Origin of the sequence: Siminovitchia thermophila (assembly GCF_016909185.1) — a bacterium.
GTDB lineage: Bacteria > Bacillota > Bacilli > Bacillales > Bacillaceae_C > Siminovitchia > Siminovitchia thermophila.
Genome location: NZ_JAFBFH010000001.1, coordinates 84,907 through 110,007 on the forward strand (window position 1 = coordinate 84,907; position 25,101 = coordinate 110,007).

23 protein-coding genes and 1 pseudogene are annotated in these 25,101 nt (G+C 44.1%); 10 read left to right on the forward strand and 14 right to left on the reverse strand.

Going from position 1 to position 25,101, the window contains the following annotated elements:
• Positions 1 to 27: 27 nt before the first annotated feature.
• On the reverse strand, positions 28 to 2,772 hold the full coding sequence (locus JOC94_RS00395) for a tetratricopeptide repeat protein (protein ID WP_139345551.1): 2,745 nt from the start codon (positions 2,770 to 2,772) through the stop codon (positions 28 to 30).
• A gap of 461 nt (positions 2,773 to 3,233) precedes the next feature.
• Between JOC94_RS00395 and JOC94_RS00400 the strand changes: the two genes are divergently transcribed.
• Complete coding sequence (locus JOC94_RS00400) at positions 3,234 to 4,391, forward strand: pyridoxal-phosphate-dependent aminotransferase family protein (RefSeq protein ID WP_077109832.1); 1,158 nt, start codon at positions 3,234 to 3,236, stop codon at positions 4,389 to 4,391.
• Positions 4,384 to 5,994, forward strand: coding sequence for a phosphoglycerate dehydrogenase (serA, locus tag JOC94_RS00405; RefSeq protein ID WP_077109831.1), 1,611 nt, complete (start codon positions 4,384 to 4,386; stop codon positions 5,992 to 5,994). The genes JOC94_RS00400 and serA overlap by 8 nt, the downstream gene beginning before the upstream one ends.
• 294 nt (positions 5,995 to 6,288) lie before the next feature.
• Here the strand turns inward: serA and JOC94_RS00410 are convergent.
• The 3 genes and pseudogenes from JOC94_RS00410 to JOC94_RS00420 all read right to left on the reverse strand — a co-directional run.
• Positions 6,289 to 6,462: pseudogene (locus JOC94_RS00410) on the reverse strand (IS110 family transposase); the annotation flags it as partial.
• A gap of 21 nt (positions 6,463 to 6,483) precedes the next feature.
• Positions 6,484 to 6,765, reverse strand: coding sequence for a hypothetical protein (locus JOC94_RS22705; protein WP_077109829.1), 282 nt, complete (start codon positions 6,763 to 6,765; stop codon positions 6,484 to 6,486).
• Between the two features lie 250 nt (positions 6,766 to 7,015).
• A complete protein-coding gene (locus JOC94_RS00420) occupies positions 7,016 to 8,158 on the reverse strand; it encodes an HAD family hydrolase (RefSeq protein ID WP_077109828.1) in 1,143 nt (380 codons plus the stop codon).
• A gap of 139 nt (positions 8,159 to 8,297) precedes the next feature.
• On the opposite strand from JOC94_RS00420, the gene JOC94_RS00425 reads away from it, so the two are divergent.
• Positions 8,298 to 8,513 (forward strand): hypothetical protein, encoded by a 216-nt coding sequence (locus JOC94_RS00425; protein ID WP_077109827.1) that lies wholly within the window; start codon positions 8,298 to 8,300, stop codon positions 8,511 to 8,513.
• A gap of 145 nt (positions 8,514 to 8,658) precedes the next feature.
• A complete protein-coding gene (locus JOC94_RS00430; RefSeq protein ID WP_077109826.1) occupies positions 8,659 to 9,147 on the forward strand; it encodes a QueT transporter family protein in 489 nt (162 codons plus the stop codon).
• Positions 9,148 to 9,433: 286 nt separating this feature from the next.
• Here JOC94_RS00430 and JOC94_RS00435 read toward each other — a convergent pair whose 3' ends face one another.
• Both JOC94_RS00435 and JOC94_RS00440 read right to left on the reverse strand, forming a co-directional pair.
• Positions 9,434 to 10,720, reverse strand: a complete 1,287-nt coding sequence (locus JOC94_RS00435; protein WP_077109824.1) for an MFS transporter — start codon at positions 10,718 to 10,720, stop codon at positions 9,434 to 9,436.
• A gap of 40 nt (positions 10,721 to 10,760) precedes the next feature.
• Positions 10,761 to 11,588, reverse strand: a complete 828-nt coding sequence (locus JOC94_RS00440; RefSeq protein ID WP_077109823.1) for an STAS domain-containing protein — start codon at positions 11,586 to 11,588, stop codon at positions 10,761 to 10,763.
• 196 nt (positions 11,589 to 11,784) lie between these two features.
• On the opposite strand from JOC94_RS00440, the gene dpaL reads away from it, so the two are divergent.
• The 6 genes from dpaL to JOC94_RS00470 all read left to right on the forward strand — a co-directional run bounded on the left by dpaL (position 11,785) and on the right by JOC94_RS00470 (position 17,778).
• Complete coding sequence (gene dpaL / locus JOC94_RS00445; RefSeq protein WP_236016919.1) at positions 11,785 to 13,005, forward strand: diaminopropionate ammonia-lyase; 1,221 nt, start codon at positions 11,785 to 11,787, stop codon at positions 13,003 to 13,005.
• A gap of 206 nt (positions 13,006 to 13,211) precedes the next feature.
• A complete protein-coding gene (gene pxpB, locus JOC94_RS00450; protein WP_077109822.1) occupies positions 13,212 to 13,925 on the forward strand; it encodes a 5-oxoprolinase subunit PxpB in 714 nt (237 codons plus the stop codon).
• Positions 13,922 to 14,935, forward strand: a complete 1,014-nt coding sequence (locus JOC94_RS00455) for a 5-oxoprolinase subunit C family protein (protein ID WP_077109821.1) — start codon at positions 13,922 to 13,924, stop codon at positions 14,933 to 14,935. The genes pxpB and JOC94_RS00455 overlap by 4 nt, the downstream gene beginning before the upstream one ends.
• Complete coding sequence (locus tag JOC94_RS00460; protein ID WP_077109820.1) at positions 14,936 to 15,709, forward strand: LamB/YcsF family protein; 774 nt, start codon at positions 14,936 to 14,938, stop codon at positions 15,707 to 15,709. It abuts the gene before it with no gap.
• 63 nt (positions 15,710 to 15,772) lie between these two features.
• Complete coding sequence (locus tag JOC94_RS00465; RefSeq protein ID WP_139345554.1) at positions 15,773 to 16,915, forward strand: NRAMP family divalent metal transporter; 1,143 nt, start codon at positions 15,773 to 15,775, stop codon at positions 16,913 to 16,915.
• Between the two features lie 71 nt (positions 16,916 to 16,986).
• A complete protein-coding gene (locus JOC94_RS00470; RefSeq protein WP_077109818.1) occupies positions 16,987 to 17,778 on the forward strand; it encodes a putative hydro-lyase in 792 nt (263 codons plus the stop codon).
• A gap of 566 nt (positions 17,779 to 18,344) precedes the next feature.
• Here the strand turns inward: JOC94_RS00470 and JOC94_RS00475 are convergent.
• The 8 genes from JOC94_RS00475 to JOC94_RS00510 form a co-directional block, all read right to left on the reverse strand.
• Positions 18,345 to 19,310 (reverse strand): 2-hydroxyacid dehydrogenase, encoded by a 966-nt coding sequence (locus JOC94_RS00475; protein WP_236016920.1) that lies wholly within the window; start codon positions 19,308 to 19,310, stop codon positions 18,345 to 18,347.
• 301 nt (positions 19,311 to 19,611) lie between these two features.
• The gene (locus JOC94_RS00480) at positions 19,612 to 20,532 is read right to left on the reverse strand and encodes a DMT family transporter (protein WP_077109817.1); all 921 of its coding nucleotides are present in this window, start codon (positions 20,530 to 20,532) and stop codon (positions 19,612 to 19,614) included.
• Positions 20,533 to 20,644: 112 nt separating this feature from the next.
• Positions 20,645 to 21,070 (reverse strand): DUF2935 domain-containing protein, encoded by a 426-nt coding sequence (locus tag JOC94_RS00485; protein WP_077109816.1) that lies wholly within the window; start codon positions 21,068 to 21,070, stop codon positions 20,645 to 20,647.
• Positions 21,071 to 21,299: 229 nt separating this feature from the next.
• Positions 21,300 to 21,671 carry a DsrE family protein gene (locus tag JOC94_RS00490; RefSeq protein ID WP_077109815.1) on the reverse strand — a complete coding sequence of 124 codons (372 nt, stop codon included), beginning with the start codon at positions 21,669 to 21,671 and terminating at the stop codon, positions 21,300 to 21,302.
• A 553-nt stretch (positions 21,672 to 22,224) separates the two neighbouring features.
• A complete protein-coding gene (locus tag JOC94_RS00495; RefSeq protein ID WP_328799751.1) occupies positions 22,225 to 22,578 on the reverse strand; it encodes an OsmC family protein in 354 nt (117 codons plus the stop codon).
• A 236-nt stretch (positions 22,579 to 22,814) separates the two neighbouring features.
• A complete protein-coding gene (locus JOC94_RS00500) occupies positions 22,815 to 23,546 on the reverse strand; it encodes a CoA-transferase subunit beta (RefSeq protein ID WP_205177869.1) in 732 nt (243 codons plus the stop codon).
• Complete coding sequence (locus JOC94_RS00505; RefSeq protein ID WP_077109812.1) at positions 23,539 to 24,324, reverse strand: CoA transferase subunit A; 786 nt, start codon at positions 24,322 to 24,324, stop codon at positions 23,539 to 23,541. The genes JOC94_RS00500 and JOC94_RS00505 overlap by 8 nt, the downstream gene beginning before the upstream one ends.
• Positions 24,325 to 24,341: 17 nt before the next feature.
• The gene (locus JOC94_RS00510) at positions 24,342 to 25,100 is read right to left on the reverse strand and encodes a CoA-transferase subunit beta (protein ID WP_077109811.1); all 759 of its coding nucleotides are present in this window, start codon (positions 25,098 to 25,100) and stop codon (positions 24,342 to 24,344) included.
• Position 25,101 lies beyond the last annotated feature (1 nt).

Sequence of the window (25,101 nt, forward strand, 5' to 3'; positions counted from 1 at the left end):
CCCCTTTTTCGTCATGCGTCACATATGTTAGCCGTTCACGCTGTTATTTGTCCGAGAACCTGTTTTACTTTTTCCTTTCATCCATTCAAGTTGGCGGAGTCTGACGTCAAACAACTTCAACGGGTTGTGGAATTTTTCCGGATTTGATTTCATGTCATCCAGCTTTGCTTTATTTTTGTCCACTGTCTCTTGGAGTTCATCCGCAGATTTCCGCAACACATGATACGGATTGCGGAAGAACAGTGATATATCCCTGGGAATTGCTTTTTCAAACAGTTCAAATTGCCGAAAAAACTTTTCAGCGATTGATTCTGCCGTATCATCATAATTTTCGTTTTCTATATATTGACGGTAACGTTTATACATGATGGATTGATTGGCCGGTATCACTCCAAACAGCTTCCCGGCACTTTTTAATAGAACTTGCGCAGGCGTTCTTTTTAGTAATATGTTTTCTTTATCTATCTGAATGGTGCCTGTCATACGATCGGCGTCTCTTCGCCAGTCCCCAAGAATTTGAAAATCGCAAGCAAGTTCGAGTCGCTCTTCTCCGAACATAAGATTGAACCCTTCATTCCACTCGATTAATTGCTCTTGGGCCTTGTTCAGTTCCCCTTCGGAAAAACTGATCCAATCCTGAAGCGAGCTGATATATGTTGGATGGACCGTATACTGCAAATAATCGGAAATCCGCTTGTTCATTTCATCATTCAATTTTTTGTGGATCGTCCCAAAGTCGCTGTCCTCCTGAAGAATATCGGCAGATTCCTTAAGCAATTTCGGTACGGTTTTTAACAGATCAGATTTGATTTCATCCTTAAATGATCGGTAAGCATCGCTTAATACTTTTGTTTTTTCCTCTTCCAGATCATACAATTGATGGATGGCGCCCTGGATCTTAGTCAGCACCTCTTCATCAAACTCAATCGCTTCGGTAAGTTCCCTTTGGATTTTTTCGCGTTGTTTCAGCAGGCCCCCGATCATTTTTTTGATTAAAAAGATCAGGTGTCCTGTTAACAGCAGCCAATTTTTCTTTTCGTCGACCTCATTTAATATGCTTTCCAATTGGCTGTCACTGATTGGATCGGAACCGGAAATGGCGAAGAAGTTTGCGTCAGGAAAAAATTGAGAAACATGTTGCTTCACGCTGTCAAGCTTTTCGTTCGTGATGGGTCCATTCGTCTGTAAAATAAAATGGACCGGATATTCCGGGATATGCTCTTTAATTTCATTTAACAGTTCTTGCTCATCAATAGTGAGTGAAGCATCTTCATTTAATATGAAAAACATACACGCGCTCATCCGGATACTTTCAATGACACTTTCCTTCCTTTTGGGAAAATGCAGCACCGGAAAATCAATGACAGATAACCTATGATCTGCCAAAAAGCGGTTTGGCCATATATATTCGATCAAGGCGTCGGGCTTGCGTTCGCCTTCCACCAATTCGTGGCTAGTAGTTACCGTTGCGATGTTTTCGTTCGTAATGAGACGAAATGCAGTCGTCTCTCCGTGCCCATAAAGTACTGGAACAGACGTGTCAAAAAAATCTGCTTCCGTACTGCCTAGCAGCATATTAACGAAGGAAGACTTGCTGCCTGCAGACGTACCGGCTATCAAGACCGTTTTATGATCCAACATGGACAGTTTTTGAAACATCCATTTTACTTTTGGATTCATGGCAGCATTCATAGCGGATGCCCATTGTTCAATCGACTTGAATAAATTTTGGCTGTCCATAAACAGGTTTGAGCGATCTGCAACTCCAGAAAGCCGTCCAAGAATATCTTGGGCTTCCTGTATTGAAGATTCCCCCACGCTGGCAGGGAATACGTCGTTCCAGGCAAGCACCCCGGCGGCGGCTGCAGGAGCCGTTGCGGAGTCAGCTACTTGAAGCCATGATGATAATAAAGATGGTACGACTTCTTTGAGCCGCTCTAAAGGAAAATCTTCTAAAAGCAGCTTCCTAAAGGAATCGGAGAATTTGGCAGGCAGTTTATTCCACCGATATGATGCTGTTATCTCCGATTTGGCGATCACCGCACTTAATTCTTTCAACCAGGACAAGTAATGATCCCGTTTCTGAAAATTGTCCCATAAAACAACCGTCATTTGTTCAAAAAGCGAAAAGTCTATTGCCTGCAATGCGGTTAGCGCCGGCACAAAAAAGCGCGGCTCCTGGGCACTGGCATGCCCGTTTTCTATATAATCGAGCAGCTTTCTGAACCACTGCCGGGATTTTGTCCTAACCGCCTCACTTATCGTCAGATCCAATGCGCTTTCCCAGTCCTGCTGCTCTTCAAAAAATGCGCAAGCAAGTTCCGTTACATTTTCATAGTCAGGATTTAATACAACGGCATTTTTGATCATTTGGTCTGCTTCTCCGGCTTTGCCCTGCTGCAAGTATAAAGAGAAAAGCTGTAATGAAATTTCCGTGTTTAAGATCAGAGAATCGGACGAAATAGATTTATAAATTTCCTCCGCAGTACTTAGCAAGTCCAACTCCATATAAGCATCCGCTATATTTTTTTTCGCCCACGGCTCCAGTTCATTATGTATATTCTCCCATTTGAAGATGGCCGCTTCATAGTCATTATTTAAAAAGTACACTTCTCCTTGGGCAAAACGAATGTAGGAGAGGTCCGCCATTTCTTTCTTTTGCTCGGATACATATAGTTCGCCCAGCACCCGAATCGGATGTTCAGACTCATCCCCCTTCAGAAAATGTTGTTCATGGTAAAGCTTTTTTACCAAATATTGTTCCTTTTCCACTTTCATCACCCGCCCAATTAGAATATAGCATATATTAATAATACTATATTTCATTTCTTGGTTTCTTGCATCGTTCAGCTAATGTAATATAAATGAAATAATGGGAGCGGTTACAAAGTTTTTTTATCATTTAAGTCTTTTTATTGCGAATGCGTTGTGTTAAAATGATCACAAACATAGGAAATAAATGATGAAAGTTATGATGAAGAAGGCATGGAGTAAAACCTTAAGAGAGTCGGTGGCTGGTGAAAACCGATGCTTTTGCTTCAATATTGCCCAGCACTTCTGAACTGGCTTTGCAGCCCGGCGCTTCGCCGTTATTCACTCGAGACCGCTCTTTGGAAAAAGTGGCGGTGAACGAGGGTGGCACCACGGAGATTACGTCCCTCATAACAAGGCAACCATGCCTGTTATGAGGGCTTTTCATTTAATTTTAACTTTTTGAAAGGGATGAACAACAAGTGTTTCTAGACAAAGAATATTTATTTACACCGGGGCCGACTCCCATACCGGATCGGGTAAAAATTGCCATGAACCAACCGATGATCGGGCATCGGGGCGCTGCTTTTCCCGTGTTGCTGGAAGATGTAGCCACAAGGCTCCAACCAGTCTTTGGGGCGGACAACCCTGTTCTCATCATTTCAGGCAGTGGAACAGGCGCCCTTGAAACAGCAGCTGTAAATGTAATAGATCCTGGAGATGACGTAGTTGTTATTGTCGGTGGTGCTTTTGGCGACCGTTTTGCAAAAATTTGTGAAGCTCACGGTGCCAACGTCCATAAGCTTGAAGTTGAATGGGGTACTGCTTGCCAGCCCGAACAGCTTGAAGATTTTATAAAATCTCTTGATGCGAACGTAAAAGCCGTTTTTGCCACTTATTGTGAGACATCAACAAGCATTATCCATCCGATCAAACAACTCGGAGAAGTGACCAAGCGCCTGACAGACGGGCTGTTTATAGTTGATGGCGTCAGCTGCATTGGCGGTGTTCCTGCGGACATGGCAGGATGGAATATTGACATTTTAGTATCCGGATCACAAAAAGCGCTCATGCTTCCTCCGGGCCTTGCATTCGTGGCTGTCAGCGACCATGCGAAAGAGGCGATCCAAAAAACAAAAAATACCCGGTTTTACTTTGACTTAAACCGCTATTTTGACAATTATGACCAAAAAAAATCAACTCCGTTCACTCCTGCCATCTCTTTAATATATGGGGCGCAGGAAGTATGCAACATGATTGATGAAGAGGGTTGGGAAAATGTCATTAAACGCCATGAATTGTTAAAAACAATGACGCGCGAGGGAGTGAAAGCTCTTGGCATCCCGCTTTTGACAAATGATAAAGAGGCTTCTCCGACAGTTACAGCTGTCATGCCTAAGGACGATCAAGCGAATGCTATCAGAAAAATCATGAAAGACAAATATCATATTTCCCTTGCCGGCGGACAACAAAAGCTATCTGGAAAAATATTCCGGATCGGCCATATGGGCTATTGCAATCCGTATGATGTCCTCACCGTTTTGGCGGCATTGGAAATGACCATTAAAGAAATGGAAAACAAAGACGTACTTGGTCTAGCGACCAAAAGAGCACAGGAGGTTTGGGCAGAACATGTATAAAGTATTAGTAACGGATGCAATCAGCGACAGCGGATTAAAAGTATTGTATGATCATCCGAATTTTACCGTCGATAAAAAATCAAACTTGTCCCCTGCGGAATTGAAAGAAATCATGAAAGACTATGACGCTCTCATCGTCCGGAGCCAAACACAAGTAACGGAAGACTTGCTTGATGCCGCGGACCGACTTCGCGTCATTGCCCGTGCGGGTGTAGGTGTGGACAATATCGACGTCGCCACTGCGACAAAAAAAGGCATTATCGTCATCAACGCACCAGGCGCCAATACGATTGCAGCCGCAGAACATACGATGGCGATGATGTTATCGATGGCACGCAAAATACCGCAAGCCCACATGTCCACTTCTGCTGGAAATTGGGACCGAAACGCGTTTAAAGGCGTTGAATTATACGAAAAAACACTCGGCATCATCGGCATGGGCAAAATTGGTGCGGAAGTATCGAAAAGAGCCAAAAAATTCGGCATGAGCATTTTAGGCTTTGATCCTTATTTGACAGAAGAACGCGCCAACCAACTCGGCATTACGAAAGCCTCTTTGGACGAAATTGCTGAACAAGCCGACTTTATTACGGTTCATACTCCGTTAACGAAAGATACAAAAGGCCTCATTAACGACGAATATTTGGCCAAAACGAAAAAAGGCGTTCGGATTGTTAACTGCGCACGCGGCGGCATCATCGACGAAGCCGCTTTGGTAAGGGCATTAAACTCCGGACAGGTAGCAGGTGCTGCCATTGACGTTTTTGAAACCGAACCGGCATCCAATATGGAGTTGCTTACGCATCCAAATGCCGTTGTAACACCACACTTGGGTGCTTCCACAGTAGAAGCACAAGAAAAAGTAGCACAAGAAGTCAGCCAAGAAATCATTAATATTTTTGAAACAGATTCAATCCGCCACGCGATCAATATGCCTCAAGTTTCCGGGGAAGCCCAGAAAAAACTTCAGCCGTATATTGATCTTGGCGAGCAGATTGGCATTTTGTCCATTCAACTTTTAAAACATGCTCCGGACAAAATTGAAATCAACTTTTACGGTGAATTGGCCAAACAAGATACTGACCTGTTGTCGAGAACGATGATTAAGGGAATCCTTTCCCATCATCTGAGCGACTCTGTTAATATGGTCAATGCCCTTCACCTATTAAATGACCAGGGAGTTGCCCTTAACGTGGTGAAAAATCCGACAAGCAAAGGTTTTGCCAACTATATGGAACTCACTTTATTTAAAGGTGATGAGCAGGCAAGCATCGGTGCAACGGTCCTGAACGGATACGGCGGCCGCATCGTAAAAATGAATGAATACAGGGTTGATGTGCGTCCCGAACAATACTTGCTGTACATTGAACACCACGACGTTCCAGGAATGATTGGCCGGGTTGGATCAATTCTCGGCAGCCACGAAATCAATATCGGAACGATGCAAGTCGGAAGAGCCGTAGCCGGCGGCGAAGCAATCATGGTTCTTACTTTGGACAAAAAAGTGGATGAAAGTGTCGCAAAAGATCTCGTCGCCATGGACGGATTAAGGGCTGTCCAGTTTTTGGAACTGCCCACTGCAAATGTGCCGGTTTATCATTAAGAAAAGAAACTGGGACATAAGCAAATACGAAATATCAAAGGGGCCGGGACCAAGTTAAAAGCTGATTGATTTTCGTAAAAATAATGAGGATTAAACCGCTTGAAATCAAGGCTTTTAAACTTGATTTCAAGCGGTTTATTCATTTTTACAGGGTTCTATCCCGGCTCCTATTCTTACGATTAGTCAAGTGTATTTCATCAATTTCTTTTATTGTGACTAAATTTTCACATGACGAAAAGACCTAACGATTTTTATTTTTTTCAAGAGGTCTGTATGGTATAGTTGAGTTATGTTTTAATACGATTTCTGAGCTGGTAGTGCGGACTCATAATCGTATGGAATACCTTGCGTCACTAACTGAAATGTTACTTTTAGAAATGTATTGACGCAGGCGATGATCGCAACCTTATGAGGCTTTCTCTGAGGTTGCGTTTTTAATTTATAGTAGTAATCCACAAAATGATTTCGCTTCTCTTTTAAGGCTCTATACTAAATGTTGGGGTTTTCACACAATTTGCCCGTAAAAAAATACACGCAAACATCCAATTCTTTTTGAATTGACGAGAAACAAGAAAAGATTGGAGTTGCGTGCAAGTGAATTTTACCATAAAAATCCCCGGTCTTGAAGATGTATGGATCACAAAAATGGAAGAAGCGGAAGATCGCATTGCGCTTATGGAGTTCTCCTTCAAATTCACATTGACAATAGCCATCATAAACGACCATCGAACTTTTCCCTTTACTTACATCTAGTGCAATGACATGTTTCATATCGTTTCTCCTTTTTCGCCAAATATAGAAGTCTTCACAGTACCTTCTCGATTCCACTTTCTTATACACGATCTCTTGGACCCGACAAACTAAACTGATTCGCATAAGGGTGTGAAGTTAGCCGGTTTTATATACGGACTCTCAAATGGTCCCAGAGGCTGGTCGACTTTCCTTCGCTTCTATTATAAAAATAGTAGCACAAACCATGGCCTTGGTTTGTGCTACTAATCTTAGCATGTTTTTATTGTCTTTATTTCACAAGGGACAGCACAATCTCTTTTACGTCAAGAACACTGTCCAATATATAATCTGCCTGATGTTCCTCAAATTCCGGGCGCGCATCTTGCCCTGACAATCCCGTCAGTACTGCCGCAAACAAGCAGCCCATTTCCCTTGCCGCCAGTAAGTCAGCGAGCGAGTCCCCGACAATTAATGTTTCTTTCGAATGATCAATGGGGAGTTTTTCGGCAAGGCATTGTTCTACCGTTTTGGTTTTTCCGGAAAGTGCCAAAATATATGTAAACGGGTGGGGCTTAGCCAAGGCGGGGATATTATTGTTTTCTCGCTCCGCCTTTAATACATCATCTGCTGTCACGATATAATTACGATCAAAATGCTGTAGCCAGCCCAATATTCTAAACGGTTCAATCGTCTCTAGTTCCGGGCGCCCTGTTCCAACCCCGATTCTTACACCGTGATTGTTTAATGCCGCAAACAACCCGGCAATTTCTTCTTTGGGCGCAAGCACTTTTTCATCGGACATAAACCCGGCTTTTCCGGTTTGTACTGAAGGCTTGCCAGTCGATTGAAAGACGTATTTGTCTCCCACATACCATTCTTGGGAAGCATGTTCGCACGTCGACCATAACGCATCCGCTTTGCCAAAAATATCCGTATCCACACCGAGCTTTTCTTTCGACAATGTGTCCAAATGCCCCAGTAGCCCCTGTTTGGACGGTTCGGCCGTTTTGAAATCATCAAGAAATTTCGCGTAGTCAAGCTCAACCCGCTTTCCTTTCAAGTTCGCGCCTATTTCAAGCAAAATATCACGATTGATCTCATTTGTCAGCCACCCTTGTATTTGATCCGCAAATTCATCTTTTACCTGTTCCAACACATGAATCAACTGGTAACCGACTGCCAAATATATCATGTCCCAGTTCGCGTTTAATCCGCAGGCCTTCATAAATTTCAAGGCTTGGTCCTGAACAAACACTTGTGAGCGAATGTCATCAATCTCGCGATCTCCAAGATCTGTTTTAAATGTTTCGGGTTCGAGCCCCAAATATTTGCTACTGTTCAATACTTCCCACACCGTAAGTGCAGACATGTCAAAATATCGTTCTTCACTTAATAAAACGCCATCCACATCAAATAAAACCGTTTTTACCATGAGTATCTCCTTCGGCTGCTTTTTTCCTTTAGTGTAGCATAGGAAGAAAATAATGTCTTTAGCCGGGCCAACTTTCACACATTTCATATGCATATTCAAAGAGCTTTTTCCCATGCTAAAATAAAAGGAGTTGAACAAAATGCCGAGAAAAACCGAAAATGTCGGTAGCAAAACAACTGGCCATCATGATGGAACATATGAGGGCGTCATCAATGACCCCGGATTGCAAAGCCCTGGCATTGGGATTGCCGCAAACAATGAGAAAACGCCCAATCCTTTTCGCCTGTCCAAAACAAAAAACAAGGATATGACAGAATTCGAACAATATATGCGCGGCGATTCTCTTGATAAATAATCGTCATAAGTGAACAGGAAAGCCTTGTCAGCTTCCTGTTTTTTATTGACGAAGCAAGGCGTACGGCGCTATTATAAAGTCTCGGGCCTTCCGCCCGCGTGGTTCGAAACCATCCCACGTTATCAAAACTAAGGAGAGAGTTAGATTGAAGTTAAAAACGTTGGCCACAAACGGCATTTTGGCGGCACTTTACATGGCCGTATCCTTTTTTATCCAGCCTTTTGGATTTACGAACATCCAATTTCGTGTTTCCGAAATGTTTAACCATCTCATTGTTTTTAACAAAAAATATATTTTTGGCATCGTAATGGGCGTCTTTTTAACGAATCTGCTGTTTTCTCCCCTTGGCGTATACGATCTTGTTTTCGGCGTCGGACAATCATTGATCGCCCTGCTCATTACAATATTTTCTTCTAAGTTTTTGAAAAATATTTGGCTCCGGATGATATTTAATACGGTCGTCTTTACTTTTACCATGTTTATTATTGCACTTGAATTAAAGCTTGTCCTTGGTTATCCATTTTTCATTACTTGGTTTACGATCGCGGCAGGGGAATTTGTCGTCATGTTCGCAGGAATGCCCATCGTTTATTACTTGAATAAGCGAATTGGCTTTGACAAGCTTTTATCTTAAAAAACTGGAAGCTTCAGCTTGTAGGGAAAGCAAGTGTTTCTTTTCTCTGCAAGCTTTTTCCTATTGCTTCATTCCTAGTTCGTTACGAAGTCCTCTCCATACTGACTGTTCGGGCACAATTTTATCCTTGTTCTTATAAGTAAACAGATATGCGTGCCCCCTGTTCTTTATCAAAGAAGTACAAAGCTTCGGGAGCGTTGATGACCAAACCATAAAAAAGCGTGCAACAGTAAAAAGGCTGCCGAGAATTTTCTCAACAGCCTGGAAACGGATCATCCGCGGTTCCTTATCCTGCCTCTTCATCCAAATCCTCGTTTTTCCGGTCACGCACCGTGGCAATGGCAATCAGTGAAATGAGAGAAGTGAAAATGATGTACAAAGCAACAGGGACATACGAATTGTTATATGCATTCAGCAATGCTGTAGCAACTAACGGGGCGGTCCCTCCCGCGACAGCGGCACCAATCTGGTAACCGAGAGATATACCCGTATATCTTACGTTTGACTTAAAAATCTCCGAAAACATTGTTCCAAGGACAGCCGTGATCGGCGCCCAAATAATTCCCAAACCCACAATAGTAGCCACGATCAACAGCACTTTGGAATTTTGGTGCAACAGCCAAAAATAGGGGAATGCATATAAAATCATCAAAACGGTTCCACCTACATAAAGCGGCTTCCGGCCCACTTTATCCGAAAAACGTCCCATCACTGGAATCAGCAGTGTTGTAACAACAGTAGCAATTGTAACCGCATTCAACGTAACTGTTCTTGAAAATCCAAGATTGGCCGTCGCATAGGAAACGATGAAAGTCGAGAAAATGTAAAATGGCGCGGTTTCCACCACTTTTCCCCCGATGGCAATCAGCACCTCTTTCCAATGGGTACGCATCGTTTCAACAAAAGGCAATTTCGCAATTTCCCCTTTTTCCTGGGCTGCCTTAAAGGATGGTGTTTCATCAATTCCTTTACGAATCCATAAACCGAAAAAAACTAAAAATGCGCTTAAAATAAAAGGAACCCGCCATCCCCATGTCATAAAGGCATCTTCCGGGAGCAGTGACATGAGTGAAAGTGCCAGCGTACCGAGCAGCATGCCGATTGTTACGCCCATTTGCGGAATACTGCCAAAAAATCCGCGTTTTTCTTTCGGTGCGTATTCAACAGCAAGCAAAAGGGCTCCTCCCCATTCTCCCCCAAGACCCAAGCCTTGAATGAGGCGAAGCAAGATAAGCAATACAGGAGCCATTGTGCCAATAGAAGCATACGTCGGCAGCAATCCCATTAAAACAGTCGCTCCCCCCATTAGGGACAACGTTAACACAAGTGTTTTTTTGCGTCCGATTCGGTCTCCAATATGACTGAACACAATTCCCCCAATCGGGCGGATAAAGAAAGCCAACGCGAATGATGCATATGCCAACAATAAACCGACCGCGGGATCATCCGCGTGAAAAAACAACTCATTGAACACAAGAGCGGCAACCGTCCCATACAAGAAATAATCAAACCACTCGATGGAGCTTCCTACAAGACTGGCAATGAGTACCCTTTTTGTCACTTTATGTTCCAATCAGCTTGCCTCCCCTTTCAGCTCATCTTTTGTCAATCACTTATGGTAAAAGATAATCACGGATTGCCTGTTGCAGTGTCCCTTTTAAAATGGCTTTATCCCCAAAAGAGACGCCCAGATCAATCACTTTCTTCACTACAACCGGGTGCAGTCCGGTAATGACCGCTTTGCAGCCCATCATTTCAATTCCGTCAATCATTTTTAAAAATTGATCAATGACATATGGCTCCATTTCGCCAACGCCCGACAAGTCCATAATCAATGTTTGAATGCGTTTGCTTGAAATCTCCATCAGCACTTTTTCAGTAATGGAAGCTGAGCGCCTGTTGTCGATGCTTCCAATTAAAGGAAGCACGCTAATCGAGGCATCAATTGGGATAATCGGAGCAGATAAATTTTCGACCATTTTCCGCTGCGATTCAATCAGCTCATCTTTAAACTTGGAATAAGCAATAAAAAAGCGGTTGAGAAACTGGTCAATTCCTTGGTTGATCTCTTTTTCCACTGCATAAAATTGATCAATAGGCACTTCTTTCCCTTTCAAATAATCGTACTGATGGAGGAAAGCCCAAAGGGTTCTGCGAATCGCCTGCACCCACTCGAGTTTAAATGACAAAGTAAGAGAAAATCGCGCCCAGGCCTCCCCTTCCTGATTGGCAAAGGCGACCACCTCTTCTCCCCTGCCCTCCACAACGAATAAAACAAGCTTATGGGCATTTTCTAACAGATTAATATTTCCGATTTGGCGAATTTCTTCAATTTTATCACGGACATTGACTGCTTCTTCTAAAAGGCGCTTCTCAAACTGGTCTCTATTTTCTTTTAAGAAAGCTTTAATATCTTGGTCTTCATGATAAGTCAATTCCATGTGGCAGTCCCTCTTTCATCCTAAATGTAGAAAAATAACTTATGAAAATAATTCATAATTTGTTCATATTTTAGCAGATACAAAGCTTTTTTTAAAATAATATGGAAACCACGGCTCAGTCCCTGGACTGGCAAAATATGTCCGTTTCCCCTATGGTAGAAGCAGAAGCCTATTTACAAAATGGAGGAATGAAGAATTGATAGATAAGTTGTCGGAACACGTCAAATGGGTATCTAATCATAAACACGCAAAGAAAGCCTCAGAAGACTTGATCTATTTTTCCCGTGAGAAGATAGAGTCTGTATTGCGTTTTCAAATGTCCCACAAAAACTATTCCAGCACTCCCCTTATTGCATTACATCACCTGGCCAAAAAATGGAATGTAAAAACAGTTCAAGTAAAAGATGAATCTTGGAGATTTGGCTTAAACGCCTTTAAAGTGCTGGGAGGCATTTATGCCATTGGAAAATACTTGGCAGAAAGGTTAAATAAACCGATTGAAGAACTGTCATTTGCAGAATTGACTTCCCCAGAAGCAAAGAAAAAGCTCGGTAATATCACGTTTATTACGGCTACTGACGGCAACCACGGCCGGGCAGTCGCCTGGGCAGCCCGTGAACTGGGACAACATTCCGTTGTATATATGCCGAAGGGGGCCTCCAAAGCCCGCTTGGATGCGATCCGGAATGAAGGCGCCCACGCCGGCATAACGGATGTAAACTATGATGAAACAGTAAAATTATGTGCCAAATTGGCGGAAGAAAACGGTTGGATTCTCATCCAGGATACCGCATGGGAAGGATATGAAGAGATCCCTCTTTGGATTATGCAAGGATATGCCGCCATTGCTCTGGAGATCATTGATGAAATAGAGCATAATGACGAACAGCCGCCGACACATATCTTTCTTCAGGCGGGCGTCGGCACGTTTGCCGCCGGAATTGCCGCTTATTTCGCACAGCATTACAGAGCAAATCAGCCATCTATTATCGTCGTGGAACCGGATCAGGCCGACTGCTTTTACCGTTCATTTTTAACAGGAAATATGAAAACCGTTACAGGTCATTTAGATACGATCATGGCAGGGCTGGCCTGCGGCGTTCCTAATGAGACGGCGCTCCGAATTTTAAACAGCACAGCGGCTGCGGCTTTTTCATGTTCCGATCCCATCGCCGCCCTTGGTATGAGAATATTGGGAAATCCGCTTGGGGATGACCGAAAACTAATCTCCGGGGAATCCGGCGCGGTCACAATGGGATTGTTGTATTATCTTTTGACTGCCCATCCCTGTTTTGCGGAAGAACATTTACAGCTTAATAAGGAATCGAGAATCCTGTTGATCAACACCGAAGGAGATACAGATAAACAGCGCTACCGTGATATTGTGTGGAAGGGAACCCATTCAATAAGCTTTTGAACAAAGGCTCCATTGAAATATTTACATGTTGCATGCTAAAATGCATGATAAAAGAATGCTATTTTTGGGCGAAAAAAACTTCGAAAACATACATTTATTTTTTCAACATCAATGAAGGCGTTTACAGTAAGCGTCTCCAATTATAGGGAAATTCCCCCACTTAACTTACGCTTGTCCACTATATATAGAAAAAATGGGGTGAAAAAATGAATTATCATCTTAAACCATTTGGTGATAACGCGGTAGTGATTCATGGAGGCGATGAGATCAATCCGCAAACGCAAAATCTTGTTCAAAGTATTTGCGAAATTCTTGAAAGACAGCATGAAGAGTGGTTGATCGAATATGTCCCGGCTTATACAAGCGTGACACTTTTTTATGATATTTATAAAGCTTCCAAACTAGCGAAGAAACATGAGCCGCCTTTTGAAACCGTTTCCCGAAGAATTCATGAACTCCTTTCTTCTTATACGGCCGAACAAAAAATAAGGCAAAGAGTGATTGAAATCCCCGTGTGCTATGGCGGTGCATTCGGGCCGGACTTGTCATATGTTGCCGAACATAATGGACTCACCCCCGAAGAAGTTATCGACATTCATTCCACTGGGAATTACACCGTTTATATGATTGGGTTTGCACCCGGCTTTCCTTTTGTTGGCGGTATGCCGGAAAAAATCGCCACTCCAAGAAGGAAGACGCCCCGGCTGAAAATTCCACCAAGAACAGTTGGGATCGCGGGAAAGCAAACAGGAATCTATCCGATTGAAACACCCGGTGGCTGGCAACTTATCGGCAGAACTCCAATAGAGCTATTTTATCCTGGTCAGGAGCCTCCCACCTTGCTCCAAGCAGGAGATAAAATTCAATTCAAGCCGATCAGCTTGAAGGAATACAAGCAGTGGGAGGTACAGAGCCAATGATCAAAGTGCTACGTCCCGGTCTTATGACAACCGTTCAAGATCTCGGAAGGACCGGCTACCAAAAATACGGAGTCATAACAAGCGGAGCAATGGATCCGTTGGCGCATCGGATCGCCAATTTGCTTGTCGGGAATAGCGGCAATGAAGCCGCCCTTGAAATCACATTGGTCGGACCTGCCATTCAATTCGAAGAAGATACGCTCATCGCCATTACCGGCGCAGACCTCTCCCCCACTATAGATGGAGAACAAGTAAGGGCATGGCGGCCTGTTCTTGTCAAAAAGGGAGCCCGCCTCGATTTTAAGTATGCGCAAAAAGGATGCCGGGCCTATTTGGCCATCGCGGGCGGATTAGATATTCCCATTGTGATGGGAAGCCAATCCACTTATCTGCGCGCGAAAGTGGGTGGATACAAGGGACGTGCCTTGGAAACAGGGGATCGCCTATCAGTCGGTTCCTCTTCTGCACTTTCCAAACAGATTCTGAAGCAATTGGCGATTCAATGCGGAAATAAGCCGTTTGCAGAGAGTCGTTGGGCCGCTTCCGAAAACCTGTACCCGCCTCTTGAAAAACGCAGGTCTGTTCGGGCAATGAAAGGCCTTCAATTTCATTGGTTTCAGACAGCAAGTCAAACAGGCTTTTTTGAAAAGCCCTTTTATGTTACGTCCGAATCGGATCGGATGGGGTACCGATTAAAAGGCCCTGCCTTGCAACTAAAACAAGCAAAAGACATGATATCGGAAGCCATCAATATCGGCTCCATACAAGTGCCGCCAGATGGAAATCCGATTATTCTTTTGGCAGACCGCCAGTCTATCGGCGGATATCCGAAGATTGGACAAATTGCTTCCATAGACTTGCCGCTCGTTGCCCAGACGAAGCCCGGAGAACAGATCAGCTTTACAGAGATATCGTTGGAAGAGGCGCAAGAATTGTATGTAGAAATGGAAGTTTCCATCGAACAATTGACACAAGGCATTTATTTAAAAATGACTCGGGAGGGAGCTTAAATGTATACTGTCGATTTAAACTGTGATATGGGAGAGGGCTTTGGAGCCTACATAATCGGACATGACGATGAAATCTTGAATTATATTACCTCTGCAAACATTGCCTGCGGCTTTCACGCTGGCGATCCTTCCATCATGAAAAAAACAGTTAGAAATGCGCTGAGAAAGAATGTAGCCATCGGTGCCCACCCCGGCCTGCCCGACAAATTGGGATTTGGCCGTAGGGAAATAAATATTTCCCCCGAAGAAGCATATGACATCGTTGTTTATCAAATTGGGGCGCTCCATGCGTTTGTCGCGTCAGAAGGCGCAAAGTTACAACATGTAAAGCCGCACGGGGCGTTATTTAACATGGCCGTAAAAAATGCCGCTCTTTCAAAGGCAATCGCCGAAGCCGTATACAAAGTGGATCCGGAACTAATCCTATTTGGTCTTTCCGGGTCAGAACTCGTAAAAGCCGGAGAAAAAATCGGGCTAAAAACGGCAAATGAGGTGTTTTCGGACCGGACATACCAGGAAGATGGGACACTAACTTCCAGACAGGAAACCAATGCGCTCATTACCGATCACGGAAAAGCGGTCAACCAGGTGATCCGGATGGTAAAAGAAGGGAAAGCTCCCACCCTTCAAGGGAGGGATATTCCGATTAAAGCTGAAACTGTCTGCATCCATGGAGACGGCCAAACAGCCCTCGAATTTGCCAAATATATTCCGGAAGCATTAAAAAAGGAAGGCGTTACTGTTACCGCGATTGGAAACTTCATACATCAATAGTTGGAGGAATGATTAGTGGCTAAGAAAGGAAATACGAGCCTCTTGCTTGGAGCTGCCTTCCTAATGGCAACTTCGGCAATCGGGCCAGGATTTTTGACACAAACAACTGTATTTACTGAAAAATTATTGGCAAGCTTCAGCTTCGTCATCCTCATGTCAATCATTATTGATATTGGTGCTCAACTGAATATTTGGCGTATTATTGCCGTTTCGGAAAAGCGTGCCCAAGATATCGCAAATGACGTATTGCCTGGCTTGGGCTATTTGCTTGCCGCTTTGATTGTGGCAGGAGGGCTGGCCTTTAATGTCGGCAACATTGCCGGAGCCGGTCTGGGCGGGAATGTTTTGCTTGGGTTGGATATCAAGGTAGGAGCGCTTTTAAGTGGTGCTGTCGCCATTGGCATCTTTCTCGTACGAGAGGCTGGCAAGGCGATGGACCACTTTGCCCAAATCATGGGCTTTGTCATGATCGGGCTAACCGTTTACGTGATGTTTACCGCACAGCCCCCGGTTGGAGAAGCGCTCATGAAAACATTTGCGCCAGACCAAATCGACATATTGGCCATTATTACCCTCGTCGGCGGCACTGTTGGGGGCTATATTACGTTTGCAGGCGGACATCGTTTAATCGACGCCGGATTAAAAGGGAAAGAGGCACTGCCTGAGGTGACGAGAAGCTCGGTGAGTGCCATCGGGATTGCGTCTATTATGCGTATTTTCCTTTTCTTAGCTGCGCTCGGGGTTGTCGCGCAGGGATTCACACTTGACCCAGGCAATCCGCCGGCATCTGTCTTCCGACTGGCAGCCGGCGATATCGGCTACAAAATATTTGGGATTGTTATGTGGGCGGCGGCCGTTACTTCTGTTGTGGGCTGTGCTTATACTTCCGTTTCTTTTATCCGCACCTTTCATCCGACTTTGGAAAAGTATCATAATTGGATCATTATCGGATTTATCACTGCTTCAACACTTGTCTTCATTTCAGTTGGACAACCAGTCAAAATTTTGGTGTTGGTCGGTTCCTTAAATGCGCTCATACTCCCGCTTGCGCTCGGAGTGATGCTTGTTGCTGCCCACCGCGCAAAAATTGTCGGTGATTATAAGCATCCCCTGTGGATGACCATTTTTGGCATCTTTATCGTCATCGCCATGTCATATATGGGTGTGTATTCGCTTGTCAACGGAATTCCGCAACTCTTTAAATAAGGAGCCAATGAAAATTTGAGAATGAGCGAGTCTTTTAGAGATCATTTAACTTTTTTGAAGGAGGACAAATCATGAGTTTAATGGCCGACATGAATCCGGCAGAGATCAGACAACTCATACGAAGGAAAAAGTGGGTAAAACCAACGTCGGGATTGGCATCTGGGTTTGTACAAGCAAATTTGGCCATACTGCCGAAAGAACTGGCTTTTGAATTCCTGCTGTTTTGCCAACGGAATCCAAAGCCTTGTCCGTTAATCGATGTGACAGAGCCGGGCTCTTTCATTCCAACATTATCTGCGCCAAATGCCGACATCAGAACCGACTTGCCCAAATACAGGGTATATCGCAATGGCGTATTAACAGAGGAACGGACAGACATCTTTGATTTTTGGAATAACGAAATGGTCGCTTTTCTTCTTGGCTGCAGCTTCACTTTTGAAGAAAAGCTGCTGGACAACGGCGTGCCGGTCCGCCATATGGAAGAAGACTGCAATGCTCCTATGTATATTACAAATATTCCTTGCCAAAAAGCAGGACGTTTTGAAGGCCCGACTGTCGTAAGCATGAGGCCGATGCCTCCCAAAGACGCCATTCGCGCTGTGCAAATTACGAGCCGCTTTCCAAGTGTCCACGGAGCCCCCATACATCTAGGAGACCCTGAACAAATTGGAATTCGAGATATCAATCAACCTGACTTTGGCGATAGCGTCACAATCAAAGAAGGAGAAATTCCTGTATTTTGGGCTTGCGGAGTCACCCCGCAAGCAGTCGCCATGCATGTAAAACCTGATATGATGATCACACATGCACCCGGGCACATGTTTTTGACCGATTTAACAAATGAAAGTCTGAGTATTATGTAAAGTAAAAAACGAGGCTCATCTAGCTTATAGAGAAAGTGGGTATTCATTTTTGTTACTAGTAAAAATGCATAAAAACCTGTCTCTCCTGTTTGTTACTGAAAAAGCGCATTGGCAGATGGAAAGCATTGCACCAATATTGTGGAAGAGGCGATCATCCGGTAATGATTTCGCCTTTATCATTACCGATAAGGCGGAAGTCACGCACGCTCCCCACTTTATCCCTTGCCGAAATAGGGGAAGTAACGATCATCCGGGCACGGATTTCTTTTTTATCTTACCGAGGAGTTTGGTATAATTCCTCTTTTATCGTTACTGAATTGCAAAACAGATATGGTTCGGGCGCGTTCTTAAGAAATCGCAATCATTCTGTCTTTTGCTAAAACGGCTGTTACTAAGAGCTGGAAGAAAGGGCTGTCCAAAAAGTAAAATTGCAGCTTGAAAATAAAAAAACAAAACCCAAGAATGCTGTAAAATTAACATTCTTGGGTTTTAAATTGTAGTGCATTTACTCTAAATTGGACTTTTTAGAATGCCCCTGAATCAGCCTATTCAGGCTAAATTTTGCTTTACCACACGGGGTCGATTGGTTTTTGGCCAGTCAAGACGGCAACCATGTTCTGAGCCGCCCGCATGGCCATGGCATCGCTTGTTTTTTGGGTGGCGGATCCGATATGGGGAGTTGTTACAACATTTGGCATTTGGAGCAAAGGGTTGTCTTTTTCCACTGGCTCTTGATCAAACACATCCAGTGCGGCCCCATGAATCTCCTTATTTCGCAAGGCAGTGATCAAGGCCTGCTCATCGACCGTTTGGCCCCGGGACACATTGATGAAAATTGCCGTCTTTTTCATCAGCTTGAATTCTTTTTCCCCTATTAAATGGCGGGTTTCCGGAGTAAGCGGTGTCATTAACAAAACGAAATCAGATTCCTTTAATAAATCTTCGAAATGACTGTATGTAACGCCGACCTCTTTTTCAACCTCGGGCTTTTGGTTCCGGTTGTAATAAAGAACATCCATATTAAATCCGAATTTTGCCCTTCTGGCAATCGCTTCTCCAATTCTGCCCATTCCTATAATGCCGAGAGTCGCATGATGCACGTCTACACCCATAAACGGATCATCACCATTCTCTCGTTCCCATTTCCCCTCTTTCACAAAACGATCCAGCTCAGCGATGCGGCGGGCAGAAGCAAGAATGAGCCCAAAAGCCAAGTCGGCAACGGTTTCATCCAAAACATGCGGTGTATTAGTTCCGATCACGTTCCTTTTTTTCATCGCCTCTAAATCAAAGTTGTTATAGCCAACAGAAACATTGCTCACAACTTTCAACTTCGGTGCGTGATTTAGTAGATTCTCTGTGATTCTTCTTCCAGTAGTCATCAAGCCATCTATATCAGCAAGCTCTTTCAGAAGCATGTCCCTCGGGATCGCTTCCTTTCTTTCCCATTTGCGAACTTCACAATGTTTGGCAATATATTCTTCCACTTCTTTTGCCACCGGAAGCGTAATATACACTTTGGGTTTACTCATGGCACTTTCCCCCTGTTTCATCATTGTCCTCAAACTCATTTTAACATTGATCACCTGAAAATAAAGGGAAATGAGAATCCCTTAGTCTCCCAACACCCATACCGCACGGCAAACATTACTGATCCGATGCAGGAGACTTTTCCCGATGAGGAGCAAAAACAACCTTTTTTATATCCTTCAACTGTTGAAAAAAACAGTAGTGAAGGGAAACGCTTTTTTACAAAATCCGCATCTCATAAGTGTTAAGTTCCCTCTATCTTTAGCTTTCAAACACTGAACGCCTGTTTACGCGAATCCATTGTTATGCCTCACTTTTTGATTGTTTGTTATTTACTTTAACCGAGTTTCTCTTCCCTTTTACCCTGGTCGTCAATAATACTCCGCCAATAACGGCCAACGCACCGACAATTTGGGTTACAGTGACTGTTTCCCCAAGCCAAAAATAGGCGCCAATCATCGTGATGACTGGGAGAAAATTCAAGAAAATGGATGCTTGGGAGGGATTTAAAATTTCTACAGCGCGATTGTAAAATATAAGAGCAAGAACAGACGGAAAAATGCCCAAATATAAAAGCCCCCCTACGGTTGGAACAGTAAATGCCGGAATCCCCATAACGAACCATTCAATAAGAAGAAATGGCAGCAACATGATGAGGGATAAACCCGACATTACGAGTAATGCGCCATAGAAAGGGAATAAAGGCATATATTGTTTAACAGCAATTGTATAAACAGCCCAAGTGATAACAGCCCCAACCATGATGACGTCCCCCACATTCCAATCAGACGTGGCCAGCTCCAGCACATTGCCATTCATGACGACCCAGACCGCTCCCGCCATTGAAAGGAGAATTCCTGACCATTGGCTGATATTCAAGCGCTCTTTTAGCATATACGCGCTCATGATAACCGTTACAACGGGAATGGCTCCCTCCATCACGGCCACTTTTGTGGAAGTCGTAAATTGCAACGCCCCGTAAAGCAAAATGTTGAATAGAGCAATCCCCGTCACCGTCATGATCAGCAGCGGCTTTTTATGCTTTCTAAATTCTTCACGATGGCGCAATGCGCCTGAAACACCGATAGGAAGCAACACAATAAAAGCAGTCAGCAGCCGAAAGAAAGTGATGGTAAAGGGCGGCAATTCATTTATTGCTTTTCCCACTAGGATATTTCCTGCATAAAAAATCACGGCAAACATCAATAATATGTAGGGATACATAAAAATGCCCCCCTTTGCATTTTGTTTTATGTAATCGCTTTCTAACGTATCCTATTTCATTGTATCAAAAAAAGAATAGTCCCGGGACTCTAACAAGCCCCGAGACTATTTTTTATCTGGAAGTCAGCAGCGCACGAGCTATACCGATAAAATATTCCGATTCACGTATAATATGGTCCAAGACGACAACAGCCGTTTGATTGTTCGCCACAACCGCGCTGTCATTTTTTATTTGCCGGCATAACTCGATAAAACGTTCACTCTCCTCAAGACAAAATGTCACGAGCTGAAGTACTTGCTGATACAATTGAACAGGAATATAGTAACCGGAACGGACGACAGACTCAATAAAACTGACGACTTGCTGATGGGTGTTTGACAGCGCTTTCTCCCATTCAAACAGCGCTTCGACATATTCCGGCTCTAAACCTGTCACTAATTCCCGGATAACGACTGTATGTTCTTCTTCTTGATGCTTCCAAAACTCCGCCTCATCCAATATGCGCAGCGGCATTTGCGGGCCGTAATAAAACTGCATGCCACTCCCCCTCCCATTTTCAATATATGGGAAGGAGGACAACTATATTCTTCTAACTTCCTATTCATCCATCTTTCAGTGGGTACTTGTTTAGATAGGCAGATGAACGAAGCCTTTACTTCCCAGAACGGGAAAATGTTTTTTTCGAATTCAACGTGTAAAATGACCAGTCGCCCTTGTTTCTTATGAACGTTTCTGTTTTTACGGACGACCTGGCTTTCTATGCAATTCAATTAAGTTGTAGCGTTTTCTCAGAATTCATGATGGAATCTATTACATCGTCCGCCTGAATCACTTCACTGCCTTCAATGAGGTTTTCTTCTTTTACGCCGTTATGTTTCATGCATGCTGAACATACTTTTATTTTACCGCCTTGTCGCAAGAAGGCAGGCAATAATTCTTTGATGGGTTGAAAAGGTTCGCCAATATCAATCTTGTCAGCATAACCTGTTTCAGCCAGATAGACAGCATCTGACAGAAGCAGCAATTCAACGGTATGTCCTTTTTCCAACGCTCTGGTACCCATCGTAAAAGCAATCGTTACATTGTTTGGATTGTTTTCATATGCGGTCAGTGTAATGAGCAAGTCTGCGTGCGCCAAAACAAACCCCTCCTAAATTTTTCAATCATTGTAACATATTGGGCATCGATATCAAAATGTCAGTGGTCATCCTTTAATATGAAGAAAAATACCAAATCTGTAGGTTCAACTAATGGCCTCATTGTCACCCTTCCGGCATGAACATGGCAAATATCCGCGCCACACTGGGACACCGATCTAACGATTGAGCAACGAACAATAAATGGTTTATAGCTGCTCATAACAGAAGCTTTGACACAGCCCTTCCGGTTAATGGAATTCGGCTTTATACCCTTCTTACAATAAGCCATGAAATAACTACCTCGTGTAGTCTTTTGGTTTTGCATCCAGCGGCAATGAAAGGCTGTTCATACCATCAAGAAAGACTTTCCATTATAAAAAGCCGCTACTCGAGCGGCTTTCCGTTTGTATGGATAGGGTCGAAAGTAGATCGTACATCTGGCGAGTCAAGCGGAATTCTCAAAAATTCGTCACGTAAAACCGGAAAATAGCAAAGTAAATCGAAAAGTGTGAATGGCTTGCTATCACCAGCCTCTCGAACAGCATTTTCCCCTTATACCCTTATCCATTCACCTTGAACATTTACACCCGCATCAACCAACAAATTAAAAACAGGGCATCTTTTTTCCACTTCACTTTTTAAAGCATTTATTTTTTCTTCGCTTTCATTCGTTTTAATGTGTACCTTATAATGAACCGTTTGAAAGTGGGGAGAAATTCCTTCAACTCCCTGCAATCCCCGTAAATCAAGCGCTCCTTCATTTTGAAATTCCACACCTTCATACGAGAATTGTTGTTCCTTGGCAATGAGCGCAATCATGACGGAAGTACAACTGGATAACCCGCCCAATACAAGCTCAACCGGGTTTGGTCCTTTGTCCGTCCCCCCCCAGACTGGCTGGTTCATCAACAATTATTTTTTCAAAATCCCTGATGAAAATGGAGGTTTGCAATCCTTTTTCCCATTTACCGCTTGTTTTTACTTTCATAAATTGTGCTGTTGCCATTTCAATACACCTCTTCTTTAATTATTTTTACTTGGCCGTCTTGCGTTGGGGAATCGACTAGACTGTTTACCCCTTTGATTCCCGAAAACTGTAAGTTTCAAAACATAAACCCACTCTTTAAATATACGAGCGAACATCACTTAAATTCACTAAATCTTGTTCCGTTGGGATCAATCGATTGCAGTATTGACAACTCTTCTTTCGTAACCGGAGGAAATTCAATGAACTCCTCGTGCTTTTCCACAACAAATCCCGTGTTCTCTTGAATTTCTTGCAAAGAGCTGTTTGGAAAAATAGCGTAAAGACGCAGACGCCCATCCTCCTTTGATTTTTTAAAAATGCCAAGTGGCGTGATGACAAATTCCGTATTGCCCGCAGCGGTCACAATATCCAATTTCTCCACTAGGCTCCTTTTATCATGATTCGTTTTCCAAAGGATGCCCCTCTTGGCAGTTGGAAGCAAAGCCGCACTGCCCGCCCCGCCCGGCAATCGGACTTTCGGTTGGTCATACGTTCCGATTGCACTCAAGTTCATCCTACCATACCCATCAATTTGCGCTCCACTTAAAAAAGCTACATCAAGCCCGCCACGAGCCGATAAGTCGAAAATATCGGAAAGCGGAAAATCAGAAATGGACCCTTCCCGCAATACAGGATCTGCCGAAGAATAACTTGAAAAAGCTGCAGGTACAGCATCCACCCCTCCCGGGATGCTCAAGTACACCGCTGTTTGGGCATGCAACTTTTTCGCCAATTGAATCGCTACCGCGGGCATGGGAGAGGCTACTCCATGAAAGACGCGCTCACCGTCTTTGATTAGACGGGCCATCGCAATCGTGATGTTATCAGCCAATTGAACATTAGACATGGATTTCAGCCTCCTTTACTTTTTCCACGAACCCTTCGCAATTCTGCAAATATGCCACAACACCGGCTTTGTCGATAGAATACAAAGGTGCACAACTGCCTGGTGCCGCTCCGTTTTCAGCCAAGACGACATGCTCGACGAGGAAGCCGGGAACTTGCGGCCTGACAGTCCAGCTTTCGGAATCAATTACTTGTTCGGCTGTGACGATTACTTTTTTCGCCGCCCGTACCATAATCAGATCTTCAAACACTGCTCCTTCGATAAAAGCATTTCCTTTTTCATCGGCAATGTTAGTGTGAATCACCGTGTAATCTGGACGCAGTGCGGAAACTACGGCTGTTTTTTCACCTGTAAAAGGACAGGTAACATAGCGAACCTCTCCCGTAAGCTCCGGAAGCTCGCTTCCTTGAAATCCGTTGAGTGGCTGAAAAGGGATACCATAAATGCTTGCCCGCAAAGCCGCGATGACACTGGCACATGCATGTTCATACACTGTAATGTCTCCTTTTTGGACGCCTTTACGATAGCTTTGCGCCAATCCAAACATTTCAAAGCCAATGTAGCCGCCGTATACAGCCTTTAGCGATTGAGCCGCCGCTAACAGATCGACATCCAAGGCGCCGGCTGTTTTAATAACGGAAAGATTCTTCTTTTCTTGACGGATCAACTCTTTGACGAACGCCACCGGAGAGCGGTGCAGCGCATTTCCGCCAAGGGCGAGCAACGCTCCGTCTTCAACGGCTGCCACCGCTGTTTTTAAGCTTGTTTGTTTTGACATTTGTTTTCTCCTCCTTTTTATGCAATGACAATGCCATCAGGATCAAGCGTCCGCAATGTTTTCAAGTCAGCTTCTGTCGGAGGATCCACATAGGACCAGTCGTCGGCTACTTCAATTGGGAAGCTGCTGTTTGCCTGAACATCATCCAACGTATATCCCCTAAATAATTGAAGCAATGTCATTTTCTTTGTTTCTTCAGCAAATCCGTACACACCGATCTGTGTAATGACGCGATATGGTCCCGTATTGGCCGGCAATCCGGCTTCCTCCCGCCTGCCTGGCCCTTGCAAATACCCGGGACTTGTTAAAAAGTCGAGCCTGTTAACAAACTTTCTCTTATCCTGACCCATGATGATGATCGTACGTTCACACAAGGATGCGATATCGGCTCCGCCGCCGGAGCCGGGCAACCTTACTTTCGGCTTTTCCCAATCACCGATTACGGTTGTGTTCAAATTTCCGTACTGATCGATCTGGGCGCCACCCAAGAATCCGTAACGGATCCAGCCTGCTTGCGCCAAACTCATCACATAGTCCATAGAGCCGACTGTCACGCCGTTTTCATATGTCAACGACTCACTTACCTGAATCGGCAGCCTTCCGGTTGGCTTCCCTCCCACTCCACCGCCTTCATAGACAAGCAACAAATCGGGTGCATGAGTATTTAAAGCCAAAACAGAAGCGAGAAGCGGCATGCCCGTTCCTACATAAACAGCCGCATCTTTCGGTAAAAGACGCGATGCCGCAATAATCATTTTTTCTGTATCGTTTCCCATT

Bases quoted from the DNA above. Each gene is read 5' to 3' on its own strand.
- JOC94_RS22705 (WP_077109829.1), bottom strand. From the start codon at position 6,765: ATGAAACATGTCATTGCACTAGATGTAAGTAAAGGGAAAAGTTCGATG.
- serA (WP_077109831.1), top strand. From the start codon at position 4,384: ATGTATAAAGTATTAGTAACGGATGCAATCAGCGACAGCGGATTAAAA.
- JOC94_RS00470 (WP_077109818.1), top strand. From the start codon at position 16,987: ATGAGTTTAATGGCCGACATGAATCCGGCAGAGATCAGACAACTCATA.
- JOC94_RS00455 (WP_077109821.1), top strand. From the start codon at position 13,922: ATGATCAAAGTGCTACGTCCCGGTCTTATGACAACCGTTCAAGATCTC.
- JOC94_RS00485 (WP_077109816.1), bottom strand. From the start codon at position 21,070: ATGCAGTTTTATTACGGCCCGCAAATGCCGCTGCGCATATTGGATGAG.
- JOC94_RS00480 (WP_077109817.1), bottom strand. From the start codon at position 20,532: ATGTATCCCTACATATTATTGATGTTTGCCGTGATTTTTTATGCAGGA.
- JOC94_RS00440 (WP_077109823.1), bottom strand. From the start codon at position 11,588: ATGGAATTGACTTATCATGAAGACCAAGATATTAAAGCTTTCTTAAAA.
- JOC94_RS00420 (WP_077109828.1), bottom strand. From the start codon at position 8,158: ATGGTAAAAACGGTTTTATTTGATGTGGATGGCGTTTTATTAAGTGAA.
- JOC94_RS00505 (WP_077109812.1), bottom strand. From the start codon at position 24,324: ATGTCAAAACAAACAAGCTTAAAAACAGCGGTGGCAGCCGTTGAAGAC.
- JOC94_RS00500 (WP_205177869.1), bottom strand. From the start codon at position 23,546: ATGTCTAATGTTCAATTGGCTGATAACATCACGATTGCGATGGCCCGT.
- JOC94_RS00475 (WP_236016920.1), bottom strand. From the start codon at position 19,310: ATGAGTAAACCCAAAGTGTATATTACGCTTCCGGTGGCAAAAGAAGTG.
- pxpB (WP_077109822.1), top strand. From the start codon at position 13,212: ATGAATTATCATCTTAAACCATTTGGTGATAACGCGGTAGTGATTCAT.
- JOC94_RS00460 (WP_077109820.1), top strand. From the start codon at position 14,936: ATGTATACTGTCGATTTAAACTGTGATATGGGAGAGGGCTTTGGAGCC.
- JOC94_RS00510 (WP_077109811.1), bottom strand. From the start codon at position 25,100: ATGGGAAACGATACAGAAAAAATGATTATTGCGGCATCGCGTCTTTTA.
- JOC94_RS00425 (WP_077109827.1), top strand. From the start codon at position 8,298: ATGCCGAGAAAAACCGAAAATGTCGGTAGCAAAACAACTGGCCATCAT.
- JOC94_RS00495 (WP_328799751.1), bottom strand. From the start codon at position 22,578: ATGAACCAGCCAGTCTGGGGGGGGACGGACAAAGGACCAAACCCGGTT.
- JOC94_RS00465 (WP_139345554.1), top strand. From the start codon at position 15,773: ATGGCAACTTCGGCAATCGGGCCAGGATTTTTGACACAAACAACTGTA.